This is a genomic window from uncultured Salinibacterium sp., from assembly GCF_963974405.1.
GTDB lineage: Bacteria > Actinomycetota > Actinomycetes > Actinomycetales > Microbacteriaceae > Rhodoglobus.
The window spans coordinates 1,594,961-1,617,673 of the sequence record NZ_CAXBBH010000001.1 but is presented as its reverse complement, the minus strand read 5'-3'; the positions used below and the strand labels follow the sequence as shown (position 1 = coordinate 1,617,673).

At 57.5% G+C, this 22,713-nt stretch carries 17 protein-coding genes and 1 tRNA gene; 4 read left to right on the top strand and 14 right to left on the bottom strand.

Translation table 11 applies throughout. The annotated features are described in order from the left end of the window. Window positions 1-6: 6 nt before the first annotated feature. The 6 genes from gap to uvrA form a co-directional block, all read right to left on the bottom strand. Entirely contained in the window at window positions 7-1,014 is a 1,008-nt protein-coding gene (gene gap / locus AACZ26_RS07925; protein ID WP_339620482.1) for a type I glyceraldehyde-3-phosphate dehydrogenase, read from the bottom strand. A gap of 107 nt (window positions 1,015-1,121) precedes the next feature. After that, window positions 1,122-1,748, bottom strand: a complete 627-nt coding sequence (locus tag AACZ26_RS07920; RefSeq protein ID WP_339620480.1) for a superoxide dismutase — start codon at window positions 1,746-1,748, stop codon at window positions 1,122-1,124. A 107-nt stretch (window positions 1,749-1,855) separates the two neighbouring features. After that, complete coding sequence (gene whiA, locus AACZ26_RS07915) at window positions 1,856-2,839, bottom strand: DNA-binding protein WhiA (protein WP_339620478.1); 984 nt, start codon at window positions 2,837-2,839, stop codon at window positions 1,856-1,858. A gap of 45 nt (window positions 2,840-2,884) precedes the next feature. Beyond that, on the bottom strand, window positions 2,885-3,760 hold the full coding sequence (rapZ, locus tag AACZ26_RS07910) for an RNase adapter RapZ (RefSeq protein ID WP_339620476.1): 876 nt from the start codon (window positions 3,758-3,760) through the stop codon (window positions 2,885-2,887). Between the two features lie 12 nt (window positions 3,761-3,772). Beyond that, the gene (gene uvrC / locus AACZ26_RS07905; protein WP_339620474.1) at window positions 3,773-5,716 is read right to left on the bottom strand and encodes an excinuclease ABC subunit UvrC; all 1,944 of its coding nucleotides are present in this window, start codon (window positions 5,714-5,716) and stop codon (window positions 3,773-3,775) included. A 17-nt stretch (window positions 5,717-5,733) separates the two neighbouring features. Beyond that, window positions 5,734-8,607, bottom strand: a complete 2,874-nt coding sequence (gene uvrA / locus AACZ26_RS07900) for an excinuclease ABC subunit UvrA (RefSeq protein WP_339620472.1) — start codon at window positions 8,605-8,607, stop codon at window positions 5,734-5,736. A gap of 79 nt (window positions 8,608-8,686) precedes the next feature. Here uvrA and AACZ26_RS07895 point away from each other — a divergent pair, with 79 nt between their 5' ends. Next, on the top strand, window positions 8,687-9,808 hold the full coding sequence (locus AACZ26_RS07895; RefSeq protein ID WP_339620470.1) for a glycosyltransferase: 1,122 nt from the start codon (window positions 8,687-8,689) through the stop codon (window positions 9,806-9,808). Between the two features lie 15 nt (window positions 9,809-9,823). Here AACZ26_RS07895 and uvrB read toward each other — a convergent pair whose 3' ends face one another. Further along, a complete protein-coding gene (gene uvrB, locus AACZ26_RS07890; protein WP_339620468.1) occupies window positions 9,824-11,896 on the bottom strand; it encodes an excinuclease ABC subunit UvrB in 2,073 nt (690 codons plus the stop codon). 59 nt (window positions 11,897-11,955) lie between these two features. Then, window positions 11,956-12,573 (bottom strand): dephospho-CoA kinase, encoded by a 618-nt coding sequence (coaE, locus tag AACZ26_RS07885; RefSeq protein ID WP_339620466.1) that lies wholly within the window; start codon window positions 12,571-12,573, stop codon window positions 11,956-11,958. A 39-nt stretch (window positions 12,574-12,612) separates the two neighbouring features. Between coaE and AACZ26_RS07880 the strand changes: the two genes are divergently transcribed. After that, complete coding sequence (locus AACZ26_RS07880) at window positions 12,613-13,203, top strand: DUF4126 domain-containing protein (protein WP_339620464.1); 591 nt, start codon at window positions 12,613-12,615, stop codon at window positions 13,201-13,203. Between the two features lie 142 nt (window positions 13,204-13,345). Here the strand turns inward: AACZ26_RS07880 and rpsA are convergent, their stop codons facing one another. The 4 genes from rpsA to polA all read right to left on the bottom strand — a co-directional run bounded on the left by rpsA (window position 13,346) and on the right by polA (window position 19,787). After that, window positions 13,346-14,812, bottom strand: coding sequence for a 30S ribosomal protein S1 (gene rpsA / locus AACZ26_RS07875; RefSeq protein WP_100389304.1), 1,467 nt, complete (start codon window positions 14,810-14,812; stop codon window positions 13,346-13,348). Between the two features lie 234 nt (window positions 14,813-15,046). Further along, entirely contained in the window at window positions 15,047-16,759 is a 1,713-nt protein-coding gene (locus AACZ26_RS07870; RefSeq protein ID WP_339620461.1) for a DUF885 domain-containing protein, read from the bottom strand. Window positions 16,760-16,795: 36 nt separating this feature from the next. Continuing rightward, window positions 16,796-17,062, bottom strand: a complete 267-nt coding sequence (locus AACZ26_RS07865) for an HPr family phosphocarrier protein (RefSeq protein WP_339620460.1) — start codon at window positions 17,060-17,062, stop codon at window positions 16,796-16,798. A gap of 76 nt (window positions 17,063-17,138) precedes the next feature. Then, window positions 17,139-19,787, bottom strand: a complete 2,649-nt coding sequence (gene polA, locus AACZ26_RS07860; protein WP_339620459.1) for a DNA polymerase I — start codon at window positions 19,785-19,787, stop codon at window positions 17,139-17,141. Window positions 19,788-19,874: 87 nt separating this feature from the next. Here polA and AACZ26_RS07855 point away from each other — a divergent pair, with 87 nt between their 5' ends. Continuing rightward, the gene (locus AACZ26_RS07855; RefSeq protein ID WP_339620458.1) at window positions 19,875-20,306 is read left to right on the top strand and encodes a hotdog fold thioesterase; all 432 of its coding nucleotides are present in this window, start codon (window positions 19,875-19,877) and stop codon (window positions 20,304-20,306) included. 83 nt (window positions 20,307-20,389) lie between these two features. On the opposite strand, the gene AACZ26_RS07850 is transcribed toward AACZ26_RS07855, so the two are convergent. Continuing rightward, the gene (locus AACZ26_RS07850; RefSeq protein WP_100388959.1) at window positions 20,390-20,995 is read right to left on the bottom strand and encodes an ANTAR domain-containing response regulator; all 606 of its coding nucleotides are present in this window, start codon (window positions 20,993-20,995) and stop codon (window positions 20,390-20,392) included. 39 nt (window positions 20,996-21,034) lie between these two features. Here AACZ26_RS07850 and AACZ26_RS07845 point away from each other — a divergent pair. Next, a tRNA-Leu gene (locus AACZ26_RS07845) sits at window positions 21,035-21,117 on the top strand. Between the two features lie 117 nt (window positions 21,118-21,234). Here the strand turns inward: AACZ26_RS07845 and pyk are convergent. Next, the gene (gene pyk, locus AACZ26_RS07840) at window positions 21,235-22,680 is read right to left on the bottom strand and encodes a pyruvate kinase (RefSeq protein ID WP_339620457.1); all 1,446 of its coding nucleotides are present in this window, start codon (window positions 22,678-22,680) and stop codon (window positions 21,235-21,237) included. Window positions 22,681-22,713 lie beyond the last annotated feature (33 nt).

The window sequence follows — 22,713 nt, the reverse complement described above, 5'->3', positions numbered from 1 at the left end:
TGAGTGTTAGAGGCGGGCGCCGACGAACTCTGCAACGTCAACGAGGCGGTTGGAGTAACCCCACTCGTTGTCGTACCACGAAGCTACCTTGACCTGGTTGCCGATTACCTTGGTAAGTCCCGCATCGAAAATCGACGAATGAGGGTCGCCTACGATGTCGGTCGACACGATGGCATCTTCGGTGTACTTGAGGATTCCCTTGAGGGGGCCTTCTGCTGCTGCCTTGTAAGCCGCGTTGATCTGCTCGACGGTGACCTCGGAATTCGTGGTGATCGTGAGGTCCGTGATCGATCCCGTGATAACCGGGACGCGCAGTGCGTAGCCATCCAACTTGCCGACGAGTTCGGGGATGACAAGGCCAAGCGCCTTAGCTGCACCTGTCGAAGTCGGGATGATGTTCTGTGCTGCAGCGCGTGCACGACGAAGATCGCCGTGAGGACCGTCCTGAAGGTTCTGGTCTGCAGTGTACGCGTGAACCGTCGTCATGAAGCCGGTTTCGATGCCGAAGTTGTCCATGAATACCTTGGCAAGAGGTGCCAAGCAGTTCGTGGTGCATGACGCATTCGAGATGATGTTGTGTACCGCAGCATCGTAGGTGTCTTCGTTCACTCCGAGCACCAACGTCGCGACGTCGTCACCTGTTGCCGGTGCCGAAACGATGACCTTCTTGGCCCCAGCAGCAATGTGCTTCGCGGCATCCGCCGACTTGGTGAAGTGACCAGTGGACTCAATAACGATGTCAACACCCAATTCGCCCCAAGGCAGGTTGGAAGGATCGCGCTCAGCGAAGACCTTGATGGCCTTGCCGTCAACGACAATCTGGTCGTCATCAAACGTAACGTCGGCGTTGAGACGACCGGTGATGGTGTCGTACTTGAGCAGATGAGCGAGCGTCTTGTTGTCTGTTAGGTCGTTGACCGCAACGATTTCGATGTTGCTGTCTTTGGCCATAGCTGCTCGAAAGAAGTTGCGGCCAATGCGACCGAAACCATTAATACCGATTTTTACGCTCACTGTTACTCCAGAAAATCAGGCGTCTTCGACGCGTCGTGCTGTAGTGGTGGGATATTGCTTTAGCGGAGACAGGGCTTAAGCCGGGGCCTAACCCGGCCACGATGCCGCTACGAGAGTAGCAGGAGACCGTTTGTCTTCGAGCGAGCTGCGCTGAAGCGGTCTTGCACGTTTGCCCAGTCAACGATGTTCCAGAACGCCTTGACGTAGTCAGCGCGCACGTTCTTGTAGTCGAGGTAGTACGCGTGCTCCCACACGTCGAGCATGAGGAGAGGCACGATGCCGGCGGGGAGGTTGCCCTGCTGGTCAAAGAACTGAACGATGATGAGTCGCTCACCGATCGAATCCCACGCGAGCACTGCCCATCCGGATCCCTGAACGCCCATGGCAGTTGCGGTGAAATGAGCCGTGAACTTGTCGAACGATCCGAAGTGATCGTTGATCGCGCTTTCGAGGTCACCTGTGGGCTTGTCTCCCCCATTGGGCGACATGTTGGTCCAGAAGATTGAGTGGTTGACGTGACCACCCAAGTTGAATGCTAGGTCTTTCTCAAGTTTGTTCACGTTGGCGAGGTTGCCGCTATCCCGCGCCTCGGCAAGGCCATCGATCGCAGCGTTTGCGCCAGTGACATAGGCCTGGTGGTGCTTGCTGTGGTGCAATTCCATAATCGTCGCGCTGATGCTTGGCTCAAGCGCGGAGTAGTCGTACGAGAGTTCGGGAAGAGTGTAGTCAGCCATCGAAAGTCCTCCTAGGATCTAGATTCCTCACCGGCTGATGAGCACGGTCAGGCGATAGTTCCAGTCTAACCACGTCCATGCGACACTCGTGCCGCATGGAGTGAACGCTAAGCCTCGTCTAACTCAACGGGAAGGTTAGCCTCGGTGCCCGCAATGCCGAGATCGCTTGCTCGCTTGTCTGCCATGGCGAGTAGGCGCCGAATTCGACCGGCAACAGCATCTTTGGTCATAGGCGGGTCCGCGTGGTGCCCGAGTTCGTCGAGACTAGAGTCGCGATGGCTAAGGCGAAGTTCGCCAGCGTATCTGAGATGCTGCGGAACATCGTCCCCCAATATCTCAAGTGCACGCTCAACTCGAGCGCACGCGGCAACCGCAGCCTGCGCCGAACGGCGCAGGTTCGCATCATCGAAGTTCACGAGGCGATTAGCTGTCGCGCGAACTTCCCTGCGTTGACGGAGTTCATTCCAACTCACAACAGTGGTGCCAGCCCCCATTATGGTCAGCATCGTGCTGATTGCCTCACCATCGCGGACGACGACGCGATGCACGCCGCGCACCTCGCGTGCCTTGGCCGCGACGCGAAGACGTCCCGCAGCACCGACAAGTGCCATTGCTGCCTCGTTGCCGGGACAGACGACTTCGAGCGCGGCAGAGCGTCCAGGGTCTGTGAGGGAACCTGCCGCGAGAAAGGCACCACGCCAGACGGCGGCGAGCTCTCCCCGACCACCGGTCGTGACCTTATTAGGCAGGCCTCGGATGGGACGCCGCCGAGCATCCAACAGTCCGGTCTGACGCGCAAGGGTCTCTCCCCCGTCGAGCACCCGCACGAGAAGATTATTTGTGCGTCGACCGCCTCCCGAAGAAGCGACCCGAGAAATTTCTGAGCGAACTCCGTACAGCTCCGCTATATCGCGGCGCACGCGGCGAGCCAATAGCTCAGTCTCTAGCTCTGATTCGACGGCAATGCGGCCAGAAATCAGGTGCAATCCACCGGAAAACCGCAGGATAGTAGCGAGCTCAGCGGCACGTTCACTCGTTTTGCCCAACTGAATTCGTGCCAGTTCGTCTTTGACTTCAGCAGTTAATGCCACTAACTGGCCTTTCTTTCGAGATGAGGGTCGTGTTGGATGAGTAATCTACTCTCGTCCACGGTCCCGATGTTTGATACTCACGGCGACGCCTGGTAGGCCACTCAGAATTGCTGACAACTCTTCGGCGATTGCAACTGACCGGTGCTTGCCACCAGTACAGCCAATCGCGATCGTTGCGTGTCTTTTATTCTCGCGCTGATACCCGGCAAATACAGGTTCGAGTGCTCGTGCGTAGTCCGCAACGAAATCCTGCGCTCCTGGTGCCCCAACAACATACGCTCGGACTCGTTCATCGAGCCCGTCTAATGCCTTGAGCTCGGGCACCCAAAACGGATTAGGCAAGAATCTGCAGTCAGCCACCATGTCGGCGTCTGCCGGAAGACCGTACTTGAATCCGAAGCTCTCAATAGTAATACGCAAACCCGCATCACTTTCCGCAGAGAACTTTTCGATGATGGTCGTTGCCAACTGATGAATGTTGAGGTCAGTTGTATCGATGATGATGTCGCTGTTCGAGCGAATTTCTGCCATTCGAGTACGTTCGGCGGCGATTCCGTCGAGCGGCGTGCCTTCATCCTGAAGTGGGTGAGGTCGTCGTACCTGTTCGAATCGACGGACTAGGGCCGCGTCTTCCGCATCGAGAAAAAGGACCCTCAACGATGTCGATCCGCGAAGTGTTTCGATGGCGTTCTGGGCATCCGAGAAGAGCTTGCCTCCCCGGACATCGATCACGGCAGCTACACGAGGCAGCGAATCGCCGGCGCGATGAGCAAGGTCCACTAAGGGCAAAAGCATCTGCGGAGGAAGATTGTCGACGACATACCATCCGAGGTCTTCTAGTGCGTTGCCAACAGTCGAACGCCCGGCGCCCGACATGCCGGTCACAATGAGAACTTCTTGCTGCTCTGTGACTGGTTTCATGGTGTGTTCAGACTACCTGAGCGAACCCGGGCCGAGCTTCTCGATTATTGCTGAAGCTGTTTGTTCTCCAATACCGGGAACTTCACTGATCTGCTCGGACGTCGCCGCTTTGAGGCGGGCAACAGAACCGAAGTGCTGAAGTAGAGCTTTGATTCGCGAAGGACCTAGACCAGGCACCGTCGAGAGCACAGACGAAATGTCTTTCGACCGGCGCTGACGCTGGTGGGTGATCGCGAAGCGGTGAGCCTCGTCCCGAATACGTTGAATTAAGAAAAGGGCATCACTATTACGCGGCAAGATGACGGGAAAGCTGGAATCAGGAAGCCAGACTTCTTCTAGTCGCTTGGCTATGCCTGCGAGTTGGATGCCCGAAACTCCCGACTCCTCGAGCGCACGTTGGGCTGCATTGACCTGCGGCTGACCACCATCCACGATGAGCAATTGTGGCGGGTAAGCGAACTTGGACGGCGGCGCGGCCGCTTCGACACTCTTGGTACCGCCCATTGGGTCGCCTGACACGGGAGTGCTCCCCAACGCCGACTCGGCCTCTGCGGCTGTGGGAACAGCGTCACCCGCAGCCAGATAGGCCAGTCGGCGCTTCAGTACTTGATAAATAGAATCAGTGTCGTCAGTCGTTTCGGCAATGTTGAAACGACGATAGTGCTGTTTCTTGGGCAATCCGTCTTCAAAAACAACCATCGATGCCACAACGTTGGTTCCGGAGAGGTGAGAGACATCGAAGCACTCCATACGGAGTGGGGCTTCTGTCATCCCCAGCGCCTCTTGGATGTCTGCTAGAGCCTGCGAACGCGCGACGAAATCGCCACTTCGCTTCGACTTGTAGAGCATGAGTGCATTCTTGGCATTAGTCTCCACGGTTTGGGCGAGCGTCGCCTTCTCACCACGTTGGGCGACTCGCAAGCGCACGCGGGCACCAAGTCCCCGGCGCTGCATCAGCCACGATTCGAGAGCCGCGCTGTCGTCGGGGAGAGTCGGAACCAAGACATCGCGCGGTGGGGCACTATCGTCATAGGCTTTCTGAAGAACAGATTCCACGAGTCCCCCGAGCTCAACATCAAGCTCTTTGTCGACAACCCAACCGCGCACACCACGAATTCGGCCGCCGCGAACAATAAACTGCTGCACTGCCGCTGCGAGCTCATCGTGAGCGATGCCGAAGAAATCGGCGTCTACATCCTCGGACAGCACAATCTGATTCTTGGCGAGAGCGGTCTCCATCGCGCCGATCTGATCACGATAGCGAGCGGCAGATTCGTAATCTTGCGTGCCAGCGGCATCAGCCATTTTTACTCTAATCGAATCAAGCATTCGAGAGTCGTTGCCTGCCATAAAAGAAGCAAAGTCGAGAGCGATCGATTTGTGCTCTTGCTGCGAAACGCGCCCTACGCAGGGAGCGGCACACTTGCCAATATCGCCGAGTAAACATGGTCGCCCTGTCTGCTGAGCGCGCTTGTAGACGGACGTAGAGCAACTTCGCATCGGAAACGCTTTAAGCAGAACGTCCACTGTGTCACGAATAGCCCACGCGCGAGAGTATGGCCCGAAATAGCGCGCATTGGGAAGATTTCGATTACGAGTTACGAGAACTCGTGGCACGTCATCGCCCATCGTGATCGCTAGATAGGGGTATGACTTATCGTCTTTGTACTGAACGTTGAAGGGCGGATCGAACTCTTTAATCCACGTGTATTCAAGCTGAAGAGCTTCGAAGTCGTTGCCGACGATTGTCCACTCGACATTTGAGGCCGAGAGCACCATACGACGAGTCCGCTCATGAAGCGTTGTCAAAGGAGCAAAATAATTGCTCAAACGGGCACGCAGGTTCTTTGCCTTGCCGACGTAAAGGACGCGCTTCTTGTTATCAATAAACCGGTAGACGCCCGGCTCAGTCGGTATGTCGCCTGCCCGCGGACGCCACGCAACCGTGCTAGCCATGACGCGAACCTCGCAAATTAGACACGTTCACCGCTCAAGACTTCGGCCAGAAACTGGCCGGTGTGACTGCCCTTTACGTTGGCTACCTTTTCGGGAGTTCCCGTTGACAGCAACTCACCACCGCCGGAGCCCCCCTCAGGGCCAAGATCGATGAGCCAGTCTGCCGACTTAATCACATCGAGGTTGTGCTCGATCACAATGACCGTGTTTCCTTTATCAACGAGGCCATTTAACACGAGCAGAAGCTTGCGTACGTCTTCGAAGTGAAGGCCGGTAGTGGGCTCATCGAGCACGTAAATGCTTCGACCCATTGAACGCTTTTGAAGCTCGGTCGCGAGTTTGACGCGTTGTGCCTCTCCACCTGACAGGGTGGTCGCGCTCTGGCCAAGCCTGACGTATCCGAGACCAACCTCTTCGAGCGTCTTCAGATACCGGTGGATGCTCGAGATCGCTTCGAAAAACTCTGCGGCTTCGCTGATCGGCATGTCGAGTACTTCTGCGATGTTTTTCGCCTTGTACTTCACAGCGAGAGTGTCGCGGTTGTACCGCGCTCCCCCGCACACTTCGCACGCAACGTAGACGTCGGGCAGGAAGTTCATTTCGATCTTGATCGTGCCGTCGCCAGAACAGTTCTCGCAACGCCCGCCCTTGACGTTGAAACTAAAGCGACCCGGCAAGTAGCCGCGTGCTTTCGCATCCGCCGTTTCAGAGAAAAGGGTTCTGATCTTGTCGAAGACACCCGTGTAGGTTGCGGGGTTGGATCGTGGGGTGCGACCGATCGGGTTCTGATCGACGTGCACTACCTTGTCAAGGTTTTCGAGTCCGGTGACTCGCGTGTGCTTGCCAGGAATCTGACGAGCACCGTTGAGCTCGTTGGCGAGAACCTTATAGAGGATGTCGTTGACAAGGCTAGATTTACCGGATCCGCTCACACCGGTAACGGCGGTGAAGGTGCCCAGAGGGAATTTCACAGTGAGATTCTTGAGGTTGTTCGCCTTAGCGCCCTCTACAACGATTTGACGCTTCTTATCGACGGGGCGGCGCTTTCTGGGCGTCTCAATCGCTTTCCTGCCTGATAAGTAGTCGGCTGTGATTGAACTCTTGTTCTTGAGCAGCTCTTCATAGGATCCGGAGTGCACGACCTCTCCGCCGTGCTCTCCCGCTCCTGGTCCAATATCGAGGACCCAATCTGCCGTGCGAATAGTGTCTTCATCGTGCTCGACAACAATGAGGGTGTTGCCCAAGTTCTTGAGCTTAACGAGAGTCTCGATCAGCCGGCGGTTGTCCCGCTGGTGCAGACCGATACTGGGCTCATCCAGCACGTAAAGCACACCAGTGAGGCCCGAGCCGATTTGGGTTGCAAGCCTAATTCTCTGAGCTTCTCCGCCGCTCAAGGTGGCTGCTGCGCGAGCAAGGTTAAGGTAGCTGAGTCCCACTTCGACGAGGAACTCAAGTCGCAGACGTATTTCACGCAAAACTTGCGCTGCGATTCTGGCGTCTCGCTCAGAGAGCGTGAGTTCGTTCATGAAGCCATAGGCGTCAATAAGGCTGAGCTCACAGATGTCAGAGATGCTGTTGTCGGCAACCGTGACGGCCAGGACTTCCGGCTTGAGACGTTTTCCGTCACACACCGGACAAGGAACCTCGCGGAGGTAGGCGGCATAACGCTGGCGTTGAACGTCGGTCTCGGCCTCAAGATACTTTCGTTCGATATACGGGATAACGCCCTCGAAGCCCGTGGAGTACTTCATCTCACGGCCGTAGCGGTTCTTCCACTTCACGGATACTTTGAAATCGTTTCCGCGGAGTACTGCCTCACGCACGTCTTCGGGCAACTCACCCCAAGGAGTGTCTAGCGAAAAGTCGAGGTCTCGCGAAAGCCCGTCTAGCAGTTTTTCGAAGTAGTTATACAGCCCCTTGCCCGATTGCGCCCACGGAAGAATAGCGCCTTCCGCAAGACTCACTGAGTCATCTGCTACCAGGAGTTCAGCATCAATCGACATTCGAGTGCCCAAGCCTGAACATTCCGGGCACGCACCGAACGGTGCGTTGAACGAGAACGTTCGCGGCTCAATTTCAGTGAGCTGTATCGGGTGGTTGTTGGGGCAGGAGAGCTTCTCAGAGAACGAACGCCACGCAGCATCCCCCTCTTCATCAACGAAGTTGATGGCGACTGTGCCGTCGGTGAGGCGCAGCGCCGTCTCAAGTGAATCTGTGAGCCGCGTCAGGATGTCGTCACCGGCAACCAGACGATCGACAACAACCGAAATGTCGTGTTTGAACTGCTTCTTCAATTTAGGCGGTTCGCTGAGTTGAACGACGTCACCATCGACGATAGCGCGCGAGTACCCACTCGACGCTAGCTCCGCGAAGAGGTCGACGAACTCGCCCTTCTTTTGCGAAACGACGGGGCTCACTACTTGGTAGCGTTTGCCAGTTTCGAGCTTCATGAGTTGGTCTGCGATTTGCTGAACAGATTGGCGCTCGATCTTTTCACCACACACCGCGCAATGAGGGACTCCGATTCGCGCCCACAACAATCGCATGTAGTCGTAAATCTCGGTTATCGTGCCCACGGTCGAGCGCGGGTTGCGGTTTGTCGACTTCTGATCGATCGACACCGCAGGGCTGAGGCCCTCGATGAAATCGACATCGGGCCGGTCTACCTGTCCAAGAAACTGGCGAGCATACGCGGAGAGAGACTCGACGTAGCGGCGTTGGCCTTCCGCGAAGATGGTGTCGAAGGCCAGGCTCGACTTGCCAGACCCGGACAATCCGGTGAAAACAACGAGAGAATCGCGCGGAATTTCAAGGTCGACGTTCTTGAGATTATGGACCCGAGCGCCACGGACGCTGAGATGAGAATTGGGGATCGACTGAGCAGTAGTCACTCTTACTATTCTACGGAGACCACTGACATTGACTGAACGTTCGCCGAGTACAACGAGAGGCAGCCGGGATAATGGCAGTATGCACATTGCGCACGTCACGAGCTTTTACGCTGTTCCCGCGCTCGCTCCGTCGAGCGCGGTTCGCTCTCGTGGTCTCGCCTACCGCGCAGCGGGCCACGAGTTTACGGTTATCGTGCCTGGCACAGAGCCCTCCGTTACGTGGGCGGAATACGGCACCGTCGTCACTGTCCCCGCCCGCGGCCGCGCACTCGCTCGCGGCTTTGTGCCGGTAGCGAAGGCGATTCGGCGAGCATTAGAAAAACTTGTCCCCGATCAGATTGAGGTCGCTGATCGGTTGAGCGCTCGAGAGCTGGGAGCGTGGGCATTGAGTAGCAGCGTGCCAGCAATTTTCATCGTCGATACTCCGCTCGAAGAGGCCTTCTCGTCCCACAGCGACGTGGCGGGTTACGACCGGGTCGTGAGTGTGTCACCTCATCCGGCAAGTGATCCCGTGACAGCAGGCCCTCACGGGGGCGTCCCCAGTGCTGATCGTCATTCGACCAGTACGACGCTTGATACCGAGAACCCCATGAATGCTCCAGACGGAGTCAATCTTGAGGTGTTTTCCCCACTCCGCCACAACAGTGGCTTGCGCGACTCCAGCGACGCTGACTTAGTGCTGCTCTGCGCTACTCCCCTCACCTCAGCAGGACAACCAGCTCTCGCGATCGATCTCATCAGAAGGATGACCGCGTCCGGTAAGGACGTGCATCTCGTCATCCTGGGCGACGGCCCACTCCGCAGTCGTCTTGAGCGCAGTTCAGCCGAACTACCTGTTCAATTTCTTAGTGCACGCGATCTTGAACTTGACGAACGTGCCGAAGTATTCGCGACAGCAGACATCGCGCTGGTGACCACAGGCGGTCATGCTGGTCACGCGATCGCCCTTGAGGCTCTCGCGACGGGAACGCCCGTCGTGAACTCCCACACCCGTGGCATCCCAATTGCCTTCGTGAGTGGCGGGGGGCTCACTGTGGAACCAGAACTCTCTCACATTGAGCACGCCATTCGCGTTCTCGGTGAAGAGCCGGTCGAAAACCGGAGGGACGCAGCACGATCCACCGCAGTTTCCTTCGATTCAATCGAATCAGAGCGGGCGTTCATTAACCTGCACGAGTCTCTTCACCGTCGCGAAAAGTAGTCACAACGGTGGCTATTACTTCAAATGTCCGGCCTGTTCCATCTGGCGCAGTTCTTTCTTGAGGTCTTGGACTTCGTCACGAAGCCGTGCGGCGAGCTCGAACTTGAGTTCAGACGCGGCCTGCAACATTTGGTCGTTGAGGTCCGAAATGATCTGCTCGAGGTCGTTACCCCCAGCGGCTGCGATACCTTCCCGTTTGAGGTTGGGCGTCGGAGTGCGCTTCTTTCCATCTCGACTGCGGGTAGCGAGAAGCTCTGCTGTATCCGCGCCCTCGCGTAGAAGCGCATCCGTGATGTCCGCGATCTTCTTGCGAAGTGGTTGCGGATCAATTCCATGCTCAGTGTTGTAGGCGATCTGTTTCTCGCGGCGACGGTCAGTCTCCTCGATGGCGAAAGCCATCGATCGAGTGACAACATCCGCATACATGTGGACCTCGCCCGAAACGTTGCGGGCTGCACGACCGATGGTCTGGATGAGTGATGTCGACGAGCGTAAGAAACCTTCCTTATCTGCGTCGAGAATCGCGACAAGCGACACCTCAGGAAGGTCGAGACCTTCTCGCAACAGGTTGATGCCTACGAGAACGTCGTACACTCCCTGTCGGAGCTCCGTAAGCAGCTCGACGCGACGCAACGTGTCTACATCGGAGTGTAAATAGCGCACTCGTACGCCATTCTCGGACAGGAACTCGGTCAGTTCCTCGGCCATTTTTTTGGTCAAAGTCGTAACCAAGACACGTTCGTTCTTCTCGACGCGCAGGGTGATCTGTTCAAGTAGGTCGTCAATTTGGCCTTTGGACGGCTTCACCACGATCTGCGGGTCAATAAGACCGGTGGGACGGATGACCTGCTCAACAATTGAGTCGGTTATGCCGAGTTCGTACTTGCCCGGAGTTGCCGAGAGGTAGACCTTTTGTCCCACACGATCGAGAAACTCCTCCCATTTGAGTGGACGATTGTCGAGAGCGCTCGGGAGGCGGAAACCGTGCTCCACCAGTGTTCGCTTGCGGGAAGCATCGCCTTCGTACATCGCACCGATCTGCGGGACGGTGACGTGTGACTCATCGAGTACAACTAAGAAGTCGTCAGGGAAGTAGTCAAGGAGACAGCTTGGAGGTTCACCAGGCTGCCGACCGTCCATGTGCAACGAGTAGTTCTCAATGCCGTTACAGAAGCCGATCTGCTCCATCATCTCGATGTCGAATGTCGTGCGCATCCGCAGTCGCTGCGCTTCAAGCAGTTTGCCCTGACGCTCGAGAACCGCGAGCCGCTCTGCCAACTCTTCTTGAATGGAGACGATCGCCGTCTTGATCGTTTCAGGGCTCGCAGAATAATGAGTGCCCGGAAAAACTGAAACCGAATCCATCTTCTTCACGATCTCGCCCGTGAGAGGGTGAAGTGAATACAGCGCTTCGATCTCATCCCCGAACATTTCAATCCGGATCGCAAGCTCTTCGTACACCGGAATGATCTCAATAGTGTCGCCACGCACACGAAAGTTGCCTCGCGAGAAGTCGTAGTCGTTGCGCTGGTATTGCATGCCGACAAACTTGCGAATCAGAGCTTCGCGATCAATTCGCATACCCACCTGTAGGGCAATCATCGCTTCTAGATACGACTCAGCGGCGCCCAGGCCGTAGATGCTCGATACGGTCGACACAACGACGGTGTCTCGACGGCTCAGCAGCGAATTCGTTGTGGAGTGTCGAAGTCTTTCCACTTCAGCATTTACCGAGGAGTCTTTCTCGATGAATGTATCCGTCTGAGGGATGTACGCCTCCGGCTGGTAGTAGTCGTAGTACGAAACGAAATACTCCACCGCGTTGTTAGGCATGAGATCACGAAACTCGTTAGCAAGCTGGGCCGCGAGAGTCTTATTGTGCGACATGATGAGTGTCGGTCGTTGTACCTGCTCGATAAGCCACGCCGTCGTCGCCGACTTGCCCGTTCCTGTGGCTCCCAGCAGAACGATGTCGGTCTCACCGGCGTTAATTCGCTGAGCCAATTCCTTGATGGCCTGAGGCTGGTCGCCTGAAGGCGAGTACTCGCTGATTACCTCAAAAGGACGCACAGATCGAGTTGGTTGCATCCCTCAAGTGTAAACAGGGGCACTGACAACGAGCCTGAGTGTTGTGTGATAGCGCGCACTCAGTGTGCAGACTGGAGTTTCTCCACCAGTGCGAACCAGATCTCGTCAGCACGCGCAGTAGTGTCCTCAAGCGAGTCCCCTGAGTCGACAACGAAATCGGCAATCGCTCGGCGCTCTTCTTCAGCAGCCTGCGATGCCACCCGCCGCTCGGCCGCGGCGCGATCCATCCCGCGATGTTCGACCAGTCTTTCTACGCGGATGTCAGCATCCGCCTCGACTGTCACGACTGCTCCGAACTTGGAGAGTGATTGCCGTGACTCCACGAGCAGTGGCACGTCGTAAACGATGAAAGCTTCAGAGTTTCGAGCAGCAGCGTCATCGAAGCGGTGTTGTGCAAGTGCGCTAATCGCCGGGTGCGTGATTGCATTCAGCGCTTCTCGGGCATCTGTGTCGCTAAAAATCGCAGCCCCGAGCGCTTGCCGATTGAGCGAGCCGTCTTCGTGCAGGACGTCGACACCGAACCGCTCGACGATCGCTTGCAAGGTCGGCGAACCAGCTTCCACCACCTCGCGGGCTAAGGCATCCGCATCAACGACGATGGCACCATGCTCAGCCCACCGTGACGCTACTGTCGATTTTCCGGAGGCAATGCCTCCCGTGAGCGCAATCAAGTGCATGCCCTAATGCTAACCTCAGCCTGGAGGAAGGAACTGCGGATGCTCGAAGTTTTGACCGGCAGCGGACTGGCTGTCGCAGCTGGGCTCAATGCCTACATACCCCTGTTGATCTTGGGTGTCGCGGGGCGGGTCTTCGACTTCGTTGAGCTCCCCGTCGCCTGGGTCTGGCTAGAGAACCCGTGGGTTATCGGCATTCTTGTTGTACTGCTCATCGTTGAACTCGTAGCGGATAAAGTTCCTGTTGTTGATTCAATCAATGATTGGATCCAGACAGTGATTCGACCGGCCGCTGGCGGAATCGCCTTCGGAACGGGTGCGGCCTCAGAGACTGCCGTCGTCAGCGATCCTGCGTCCTTCTTTTCGTCAACTGCGTGGGTGCCCGTCGTGGTAGGCATCGTTCTAGCGCTCGCGACTCATGCCGCTAAAATGGCCGTGCGACCAGCGCTGAATGCCGCTACCGCAGGAGCCGCCGCGCCTGTCGTCAGCACCGTTGAGGACATCAGCAGCGTTCTGCTGAGCGTGCTCGCCCTCATCGTGCCAGTACTGGGTGTACTAGCGATCATTGGGCTCATCGTTCTTCTCGTAGTTCGGGTGAGACGAGCCCGCCGCACCACCTCTCTCGTCCCATAGGGGCAGAGTGCGCTTGCTCATTCTCGAGTGCTGCGCGGCCAGCTGTGCAGCGATGCGCATAATCCACCACTCTCCGACGCCGCTTAACTGACTGTGGCCAGTCTCCCTAAGGAGACTGGCCACAGCGTTGAGATCGGTGCTACTAGTTGTTGCTCGAGAGCTTCTCACGAAGAGCGGCGAGAGTCTCGTCGTCCGCGAGCGTTCCGGCGCCTGCACTCGATGCAGCGTCGTCGTTCGAGAACGAGGATGCTCCGGCGGGCGCACTGCTGATCGACTCTTCCTGAATCGCTGCAGCGGCAACCTGCTTCTTGTGCTGTTCCCAGCGACCCTGGGCAGCAGCGTAATCCTGCTCCCACTTCTCGCGCTGCGACTCGAAGCCGTCTTTCCACTCGTTAGTCTCGGGGTCGAAGCCGTCTGGGTACTTGTAGTTACCCTGGTCGTCGTACTCCGTGAGCATTCCGTAGAGAGCCGGGTCGAACTCGGTACCCTCGGGGTCAACACCCTCGTTGGCCTGCTTGAGGCTCAACGAGATGCGGCGACGCTCGAGGTCGATGTCGATGACCTTGACGAATACTTCGTCGCCAACTGACACGACCTGCTCAGCGAGTTCAACGTGCTTACCCGAAAGCTCGGAGATGTGCACGAGGCCCTCGATGCCGTCTGCGACGCGAACGAACGCACCGAACGGAACGAGCTTGGTGACCTTACCGGGAGCAACCTGTCCGATTGCGTGGGTGCGGGCAAATACCTGCCACGGGTCTTCCTGCGTTGCCTTGAGCGACAGCGACACGCGCTCACGCTCGAGGTCAACCTCGAGGATTTCAACCGTGACTTCCTGGCCAACTTCAACAACTTCTGAAGCGTGCTCGATGTGCTTCCACGAGAGCTCAGAAACGTGGACGAGGCCGTCTACGCCGCCAAGGTCAACGAAAGCACCGAAGTTGACGATCGATGAAACGACACCCTTGCGAACCTGGCCCTTGGCGAGGTTGTTGAGGAACGAAGTGCGGCTAGCCGACTGCGTCTCTTCAAGGAGTGCACGGCGCGACAGAACAACGTTGTTGCGGTTCTTGTCAAGCTCGAGGATCTTGGCTTCGATCTCCTGGCCGAGGTACGGCGTGAGGTCACGAACACGGCGCAGCTCGATGAGCGATGCCGGGAGGAATCCACGAAGTCCGATGTCAACGATGAGTCCACCCTTGACGACCTCGATGACCGAACCGGTGACAACGCCATCCGATTCCTTGATCTTCTCGACGTCGCCCCAAGCACGCTCGTACTGTGCGCGCTTCTTGGACAGGATGAGGCGGCCTTCTTTGTCTTCCTTCTGGAGAACGAGGGCCTCAACGGTGTCACCAACGTTAACGACCTCTGTGGGGTCAACGTCGTGCTTGATGGAAAGTTCACGAGAGGGAATGACACCCTCAGTCTTGTAACCGACGTCGAGGAGAACCTCGTCACGGTCGATCTTGACGACGGTACCTTCGATAAGGTCACCATCGTTGAAGAACTTCAGCGTCTTTTCGACCGCGGCGAGGAAATCTTCAGCAGATCCAATGTCATTGATGGCGACCTGCTTGGGTGCCTTGTCGGTCGTTGCGTTTGTCATGTAGTAGTTGCTCCGGTATGGGTCACGCTTCAGGAAGCGCATAATTGGGCCAGCGACGAAATGATCTTGTGGATCGCCGAAGGCAGGCGAATAAGAAGTCGCAATTGCGACACTCCAGCCTAGCCCCTCAGTCGCCACAAAACCAACCATGAAGCGCCGGCACTTCGCGGAGTTCACTCTAGCCACACTCGCGACGAGCCGGAAGTCGCCTGCAGCGAGTCCGTGGCCGTGAACTTACGACAACGAGTATGGAGCCAAAAGCGCCGTACGGAGCGTGTCGAGACCGACGCCGCCAACGTTGAGAGCACGCCGGTGGAACTCTTTCAGATCAAAGTCCGCGCCCTCGATGGCTTGGCACTCGTCTCGCAACTGTTCCCAAATGCGCTGGCCAACCTTGTAGGACGGAGCTTGCCCTGGCCACCCGAAGTAACGGTTCACTTCAAACAGCACGTTCGCGGGATCTAGAGTGACGTTGTTCGTCATGAAATCGAGCGCATAGTCCCAATCCCACACGCCAGAACCCGTGAGCTTGGGCTTGCCGAGGTGCACGCCGATGTCGAGAACAACCCGAGCCGCTCGCATCCGCTGGCCGTCGAGCATGCCGAGACGGTTGGCTGGGTCGTCAAGGAAGCCCAGATCGCTCATGAGCCGCTCGGCATAGAGCGCCCAGCCTTCGGCGTGGCCTGAGGAGCCGGCCAGCTGTCGGCGATACGTGTTGAGCTGATCGCGATTGTAGACAGCCTGAGCGATTTGGAGGTGGTGGCCGGGAACGCCCTCGTGATAGACGGTTGTAGCTTCGCGCCAGGTCGTGAACTCCGTTACCGATTCGGGAACAGACCACCACATGCGGCCGGGGCGCGAGAAGTCATCGCTGGGGCCGGTGTAGTAGATGATTCCATCGTGCGTGGGGGCAATCATGCACTCGAGAGCGCGCATCGGTTCAGCAATGTCGAAGTGGGTGCCCGCCAGCGCCTCGATCGCCTCATCGCTCAGTTTCTGCATCCACTGCTGCAGTGCATCCGTGCCATGGAGTGTGCGAGAGGGATCAGCGTCGAGAAGCTCGATCGCTTCAGCAATAGAAGCGCCCGGCTTGATCTCGTGAGCAATCTCCTGTTGCTCGGCCGTCATGCGCGCAAGCTCCTCGATTCCCCATTCATAGGTCTCGTCGAGGTCGATCTTCGCGCCAAGGAACGACTGCGACTGCAGCGCGTACAGATCGCGACCAAATGCATCCTGCGACGTTGCCTTCGGCGCCAGCTCCTCGGCTAAGAAGCGTTCGAGCTTCTGATAGCTGGAAGCTGCAGCCGCTGCTCCCTCCGACAAAGCGGAGTTAAGTTTGCTACTGCCACCGACTGTGGCGGCCTGAGCGATGAAGGAGTCGAAGAATCCGCCGGGAGCCGCGATTTGCCGCGCTTGAGCGATCACTTCAGCAACTTGACGCTCGGCAGGAACGACTGAACCTTCAATTCCGTGGCGAAGCGTAGCGATGTAGCCATTGATTGCCTCGGGGACGTTGTGGAGGCGATCGGCGATGACAGACCAATCCGCTTCAGTGGCGGTCGGCATCAAGTCAAGAACACCACGAATATCTTGAGCAGGGCTAGCGAGGTTGTTGAGATCCCGTTTCCACAATTGAGCGGCATCGGAATCGAGATCGAGCTTGAGCGTCGAGACCAGCTCTGTCTTGGTGACGACGTCGACATCATCGACGATCGGAGCTGCTTCTAGACGTGCCAGCACTTCGCGGGTAGCCGCGACCACATCCGCGTGACCTTCGGGCGAGTAGTCGGCATAGCCTGCGTGCTCCCCCGGTGAACCGATATACGTGCCGATAGCAGGGTTGAGCTCGACCAGCTTTTCCACCCACTCCTCGGCGATCGCGTCGATGGGGGTGGCCGCACGAGGCGCGTGGTGAGATGCTGCGGATGAGGTGTTCGTCTCTGACATCGTTGTCGGGCTCCTTCAGGTTGCCGGGTGGGCGTGTTAGTTGTCGAGTTCGCTTGCGAGCAGCTGCGCGAGAGAATCCAGCGCGGGGCCCGCGCTCTCATCGTCAGAGCTGAGCGTGATCGTGTCTCCGTAGGCGATACCCATCGAGAGCACGCTAAGGATGCTGCCCGCGTTCACGGTCTTACCCGCGGCATCAGTCAGCATCACTACAACGCCGCTCTCAGCAACGGCCCGGGCGAACACCGAAGCGGGGCGGGCGTGCAGCCCCACTTTCGAACCAACAGTGACTGTTCTGCTACTCACATCTGCTCCTTCGTGGGGTGCTCGCGTGTTGCTCGTGCGTGCCGTATGCGGCGCACGGGGTACGCCACTGGCGCGATTAATGCGCGGCAGCGTCCCAATTGTGACCCGTACCAATTTGTACATCGAGCGGAACCGTCAACGACGCAGCCCCTGACATTCGCTCATGAACGAGTGTAGTCATTCGCTCGAGTTCTCCCCCAGCGATTTCAAACACTAATTCGTCGTGCACTTGGAGCAGCATGCGCGACTGGAGTCCCTCACTGCGGATATCAGCATCGATCTGCAGCATTGCCCGCTTGAGAATGTCGGCTGCCGAACCTTGGATAGGTGAGTTGAGGGCCTGACGCTCTGCGTTATCCCGCAGAACGCGATTCTTGGAGTTGAGATCGCCGAAGGGACGACGACGACCGAAAATCGTCGTGGTGTACCCGTCGACTCGAGCCTGCTCAACTACGTTGCGCAAATAGTCACGTACCGCGCCGAAGCGAGCAAAGTAGTCAGTCATTAGCGCCTTTGCTTCACTGGTCTCGATACGCAACTGCTTGCTCAGGCCGAACGCACTCAAACCGTAGGCGAGCCCGTAGGACATCGCCTTAACCTTGGTGCGCATTTCGGCAGTCACGTCTGCTGGCTCGACGCCGAAAATGCGAGAGCCGACGAAACGGTGGAGGTCCTCTCCGTCGTTGAAGGCTTGGATAAGACCCTCGTCACCGGAGAGATGAGCCATAATTCGCATCTCGATCTGCGAGTAGTCCGCAGTGAGCAGAGTGTCGTATCCTGCGCCCGCTTCGAACGACGCGCGAATTTGTCGCCCCGTGGCAGTTTTGACTGGCACATTTTGCAGATTGGGATCGTTTGAGGCAATGCGTCCCGTACTCGATCCCGCCTGCTCATACGTCGTGTGGACACGACCGGAATCATCGATAGCCTTCTCAATACCGGTGATGATTTGAACCAGCTTCGTCGCATCACGATGCTGAAGCAACAGATCGAGGAACGGGTGCGGCGCTTGTTCTTGGAGATCAGCGAGACTGGCAGCGTCCGTCGAGAACCCGGTCTTGTTGGCACGGGTTTTTGGCATCTCAAGCTGGGTGAATAGCACGTCTTGTAGCTGTTTAGGGCTGCCGAGATTGATCTCACGACCAATGACTTCAAACGCATTGCGGGCGACGTCGGCCGCTGTCGTGCTGAGCGAGGAACTCAGGTCAGTGAGCAGCTGGCGGTTTACTGCGATTCCCGTACGTTCCATCTGCGCGAAGACGGGCACGAGCGGCATTTCGATGTCGGTGAGAACGGCAAGGGACCCCTCGTCGAGGCGCGACGCAAGGTACTCGGCGAGCCGCACGACATACCACGACTTAGTCGCCGGACTCATTTCCTCGGTTTCGGGGACCAACTGATTGGGATCACCCTGCTCGATCGTTTCACCGAGGTAGTTATAGACCTGCGCCTCAAGCTCCTCGGGCTTACCACTCGGCTTGAGCACCCAAGCGGCCAACATCGTGTCGAAGGCAACTCCGGAAATATCCAGGCCAGAGTTCGCGGCAACCTTCAGTTGCGTCTTGGCGGAGTGCATGAACTTAGGGGAATCACTCGCGAGCCAGGTAGTGAGCGCCTCGTAGTCGGGGCGCTCTGCAGCCCACGGAACGAAAGCTGTCTCGCTGGCGGTCGCGAGCCCCAGCCCGGTGACAACGCCGTCTACGCTCGTGACGGTGAGCCCGAGCGGCGCCGTGTTGTCTTTGCTGTTGGTAGAAAGCCATTTTGCGAGCTCTTCGTCGACCATGGTTCGGACGGCAGGAATAGCCGCCGCGTCATCGACGGCATCGGATGATGTAGCGGCAGCTGCTTCATCGCCCCGTTCGGCGGCAGCTATCTTCATTACTCGCTGCAGCAACGTCTTGAACTGCAGACGATCAAATACCTCACGGACGGCTGCCTCGTCGATTGGTCGGCGGTCAAGGTCACCAACGCTCACCGGCAACTCAACAGTCGTCAACAAGTGGTTGAGCTTGCGGTTACGTACAGGGCGATCAATCTGATCACGAAGATTCTGACCTACGACGCCCTTGATCTCTTCGGCGTGAGCCAGCACCTCGTCGAGCGACCCGTACAGATTGACCCATTTAACAGCGGTCTTCTCCCCCACCTTGTCGACGCCGATGAGGTTATCGCTGGCCTCTCCGACGAGTGCTGCGACATCCGGATACTGATGGGGTTCAACGCCATATCGCTCGACGACAGCATCACGGTCGTACCGCTTGAGCTCAGAAACACCGCGAGCGTTCGGGTAGAGCAACGTGACATTGTCATTGACCATCTGGATCGCATCGCGGTCGCCTGAGACCACGAGCACGCGATAGCCGTTCTCTGAGCCCTCGTGGGCCAGAGTGGCGAGGATGTCGTCGGCTTCGAAGTCCTCTTTGCTGAGCGTCTGAATGCCCATGGCCTTCAGCGCTTCTTCGAGCAGCGGTATTTGGCCGACGAACTCGACGGGCGTCTCGCTGCGAGTTCCCTTGTATTCGGGGTACTCGCGGGTGCGGAAGGAGTACCGCGAAATATCGAATGCGACCGCGAGGTGTGTTGGTTTCTCATTCTGAAGAAGTGAAATCAACATCGACAAGAAACCGTGGATGGCATTGGTGTGCTGCCCCTCGCGGTTCTGAAAACTGTCGACAGGGAGCGCATAAAAGGCTCGGAAGGCCAGCGAGTGGCCGTCAATGATCATAAGAGTAGGCTTTTGGGAATCCGACACGCAGCCAGCCTAGCCGGGGCTGCCGACAGCGGAAACGGCCCAACACGAAGGACACCCTCTGTGAAGTACCCCGACGACCTCGATCCTGAACTAATTGCTCGCCTCGTTGAGTCTGGTGGCGGATCACTCACGCGAAAAATGGGCATCGAGTTTCTCGAGCTGGGAGCTGAACGTTCCGTCGCGACGATGCCGGTGGAAGGCAACACCCAAGTAATCGGCATCCTTCACGGCGGAGCACACGTCGTGCTCGGAGAGTCCTTGGGCTCGATTTCCTCGGCGATCCATGCCGGCCCCGGGCGCATTGCCATGGGGATCGAGATCAATGCCACTCATAGCCGGTCAGCGCGCTCCGGTGTCGTGACCGCTACGTGCACAGCGCTCGCGCTCGGGCGCACATTAGCAACCCACGAGATCGTCATTCGCGATGAGCAGGAGCGCCGACTCTCTACAATCCGGATTACGAACATACTGAAAGATCGCCCCACGACGTAACCACGGGCGTGTCGCACGCCCAAAAAACCAAAAACCCGGTGGGTCTCGTGATTGCGAGACGCACCGGGTCTTTAGCGAAGCTTCTACTTCTTGGCACTCAACTGATCGATGATTGCCTGCGAAACGTCGTGCATGGTGAGACGGCGATCCATAGAGGCCTTCTGAATCCAACGGAAGGCGTCTGGCTCGCTGAGCCCCATCTTCTCGTTGAGAAGCCCCTTGGCGCGGTCGACGAGCTTGCGCGTCTCGAAGCGCTCGACAAGGTCGCTGACCTCGGCCTCGAGCGTGATGATCTGGGTATAGCGGCTGAGAGCGATCTCGATCGCAGGCAGCAAGTCGTTGGGGGTGAACGGTTTCACCACGTACGCCAGAGCACCGGCCTCAGAAGCACGCTCCACGAGTTCCTTCTGGCTGAACGCTGTCAACAGGACTACAGGAGCGATGTGGTTGGCGCTGAGACGCTCTGCTGCGGAGATTCCATCGAGCTGAGGCATCTTGACATCCATGATGACCAGATCGGGACGCAGCTCGGTCGCAAGGGCAACAGCGGTCTCGCCGTCACCGGCTTCTCCGACTACCTCGTAGCCGGCATCCCGCAAGATTTCGACAATGTCCATGCGAATGAGCGACTCATCTTCGGCAACGACAACGCGGCGAGGAGCAGTTTGATTGGTGTTTTGGTCAGTCACACAGGCAAGCCTACGGTATTCTATTCAGCGTTGTAGTCAGCCGAATTGGCGGAATGGTAGACGCGGAGCACTCAAAATGCTTTGTTCGAAAGGACGTGTGGGTTCGAGTCCCACATTCGGCACAACATTTCGACGGGAAAACCGGGAGCATAGAGCGCTCTCGGTTTTTCTCATTAACGACCTCAGCGGCACGAACTCGAAAGTTCGTGCCGCTGAGGAGCCTCAGAAGCGTCCTGACGCTACTTCGTAGCCCAAGCCGGTGCCTTGGCATTGACGGCATCGCCAATGATGTGCACTCTCAAGTCGTTAGTGGAACCGGAAATTCCGGGAGGGGAACCCGAAATCACTACGACCCTGTCGCCGACTTCAGCAAGTTCTTGACCGAGAAGAATTTCGTCGACCTGGCGGTACATTTCATCGGTGTGCGTGACGCGGTCAACGATGAAGGACTCAATGCCCCAGATCAACGACATGCGACGCTGAATTTCTGGGCTCGGGGTGAATGCCTTCATCGGGATCCGGAAGCGCAAGCGCGACATACGCCGAGCGGAGTCACCTGACTCGGTGAAAACGCAGACGAACTTAGCCTCGACGAAGGAAGCAACTTCTGCGGCAGCCAGAGTGATCGCGCCGCCCTGGGTCTTTGGCTTCGTGCCGAGCTCAGCGATGCGGTCAAGACCGTGCTCTTCTGTCGACTCAACGATCTTTGCCATCGTTTGAACGGTGATGACGGGGTACTCCCCTACGCTGGTCTCCCCACTGAGCATGACGGCATCCGCACCATCAAGGATGGCGTTCGCAACGTCGGACGTCTCGGCGCGAGTCGGAACAGGGCTCGAAATCATCGATTCAAGCATCTGAGTCGCAACGATCACGGGCTTAGCCATACGGCGCGCAAGCTCGACAGTGCGCTTCTGGACGATCGGCACCGCCTCAAGGGGAAGTTCGACGCCAAGATCTCCACGGGCCACCATGATCGCATCAAAAGCGTCCACGATTGCTTCGAGGTGATCGACTGCCTGAGGCTTTTCAATCTTGGCGATGACGGGAACGCGTCGTCCTTCTTCGTCCATGATTTCGTGGACGCGGACGATGTCATCCGCGTTACGCACGAAGGACAGCGCGATGAGGTCTGCACCGAGCTTCAGCCCCCAACGAAGATCGTCTTCATCCTTCTCAGAGAGAGCAGGAACGTTCACCGCTACGCCGGGAAGGTTGATTCCCTTGTTGTTAGAAACTGCACCGGCGACGACTACTTCAGTGGTCACGACGGTGTCAGTTGCGCTCACAACCTTCACTTTGACCTTGCCGTCGTCAATCAAGAGGAAGTCACCGGGAGCAACGTCTTGAGGCAAGCCCTTGAAGGTAGTTCCGCAGATTTCGCGATTACCCACGATGTCTTCGATCGTGATCTTGAAAGTGTCTCCGACAGCGAGATCGTAGGGGCCGTCTTCAAACTTGCCAAGACGAATTTTGGGCCCTTGAAGGTCAACCATCACCGCTACCGGCTTGCCAGCATCCTGCGCGGCGCGACGAACGTTCGCGTACACCTCTTCGTGGACGGCGTAGCTTCCATGGCTGAGGTTCATGCGAGCAACATCGACACCTGCATCGATGATTGCCCTGATGTTCTCGTAGCTCGACGTAGCCGGGCCGAGGGTCGCGACGATTTTAGCGCGTCTCATATCTTCCTTTGACGGGTTGGTGGTGGTGGTGGT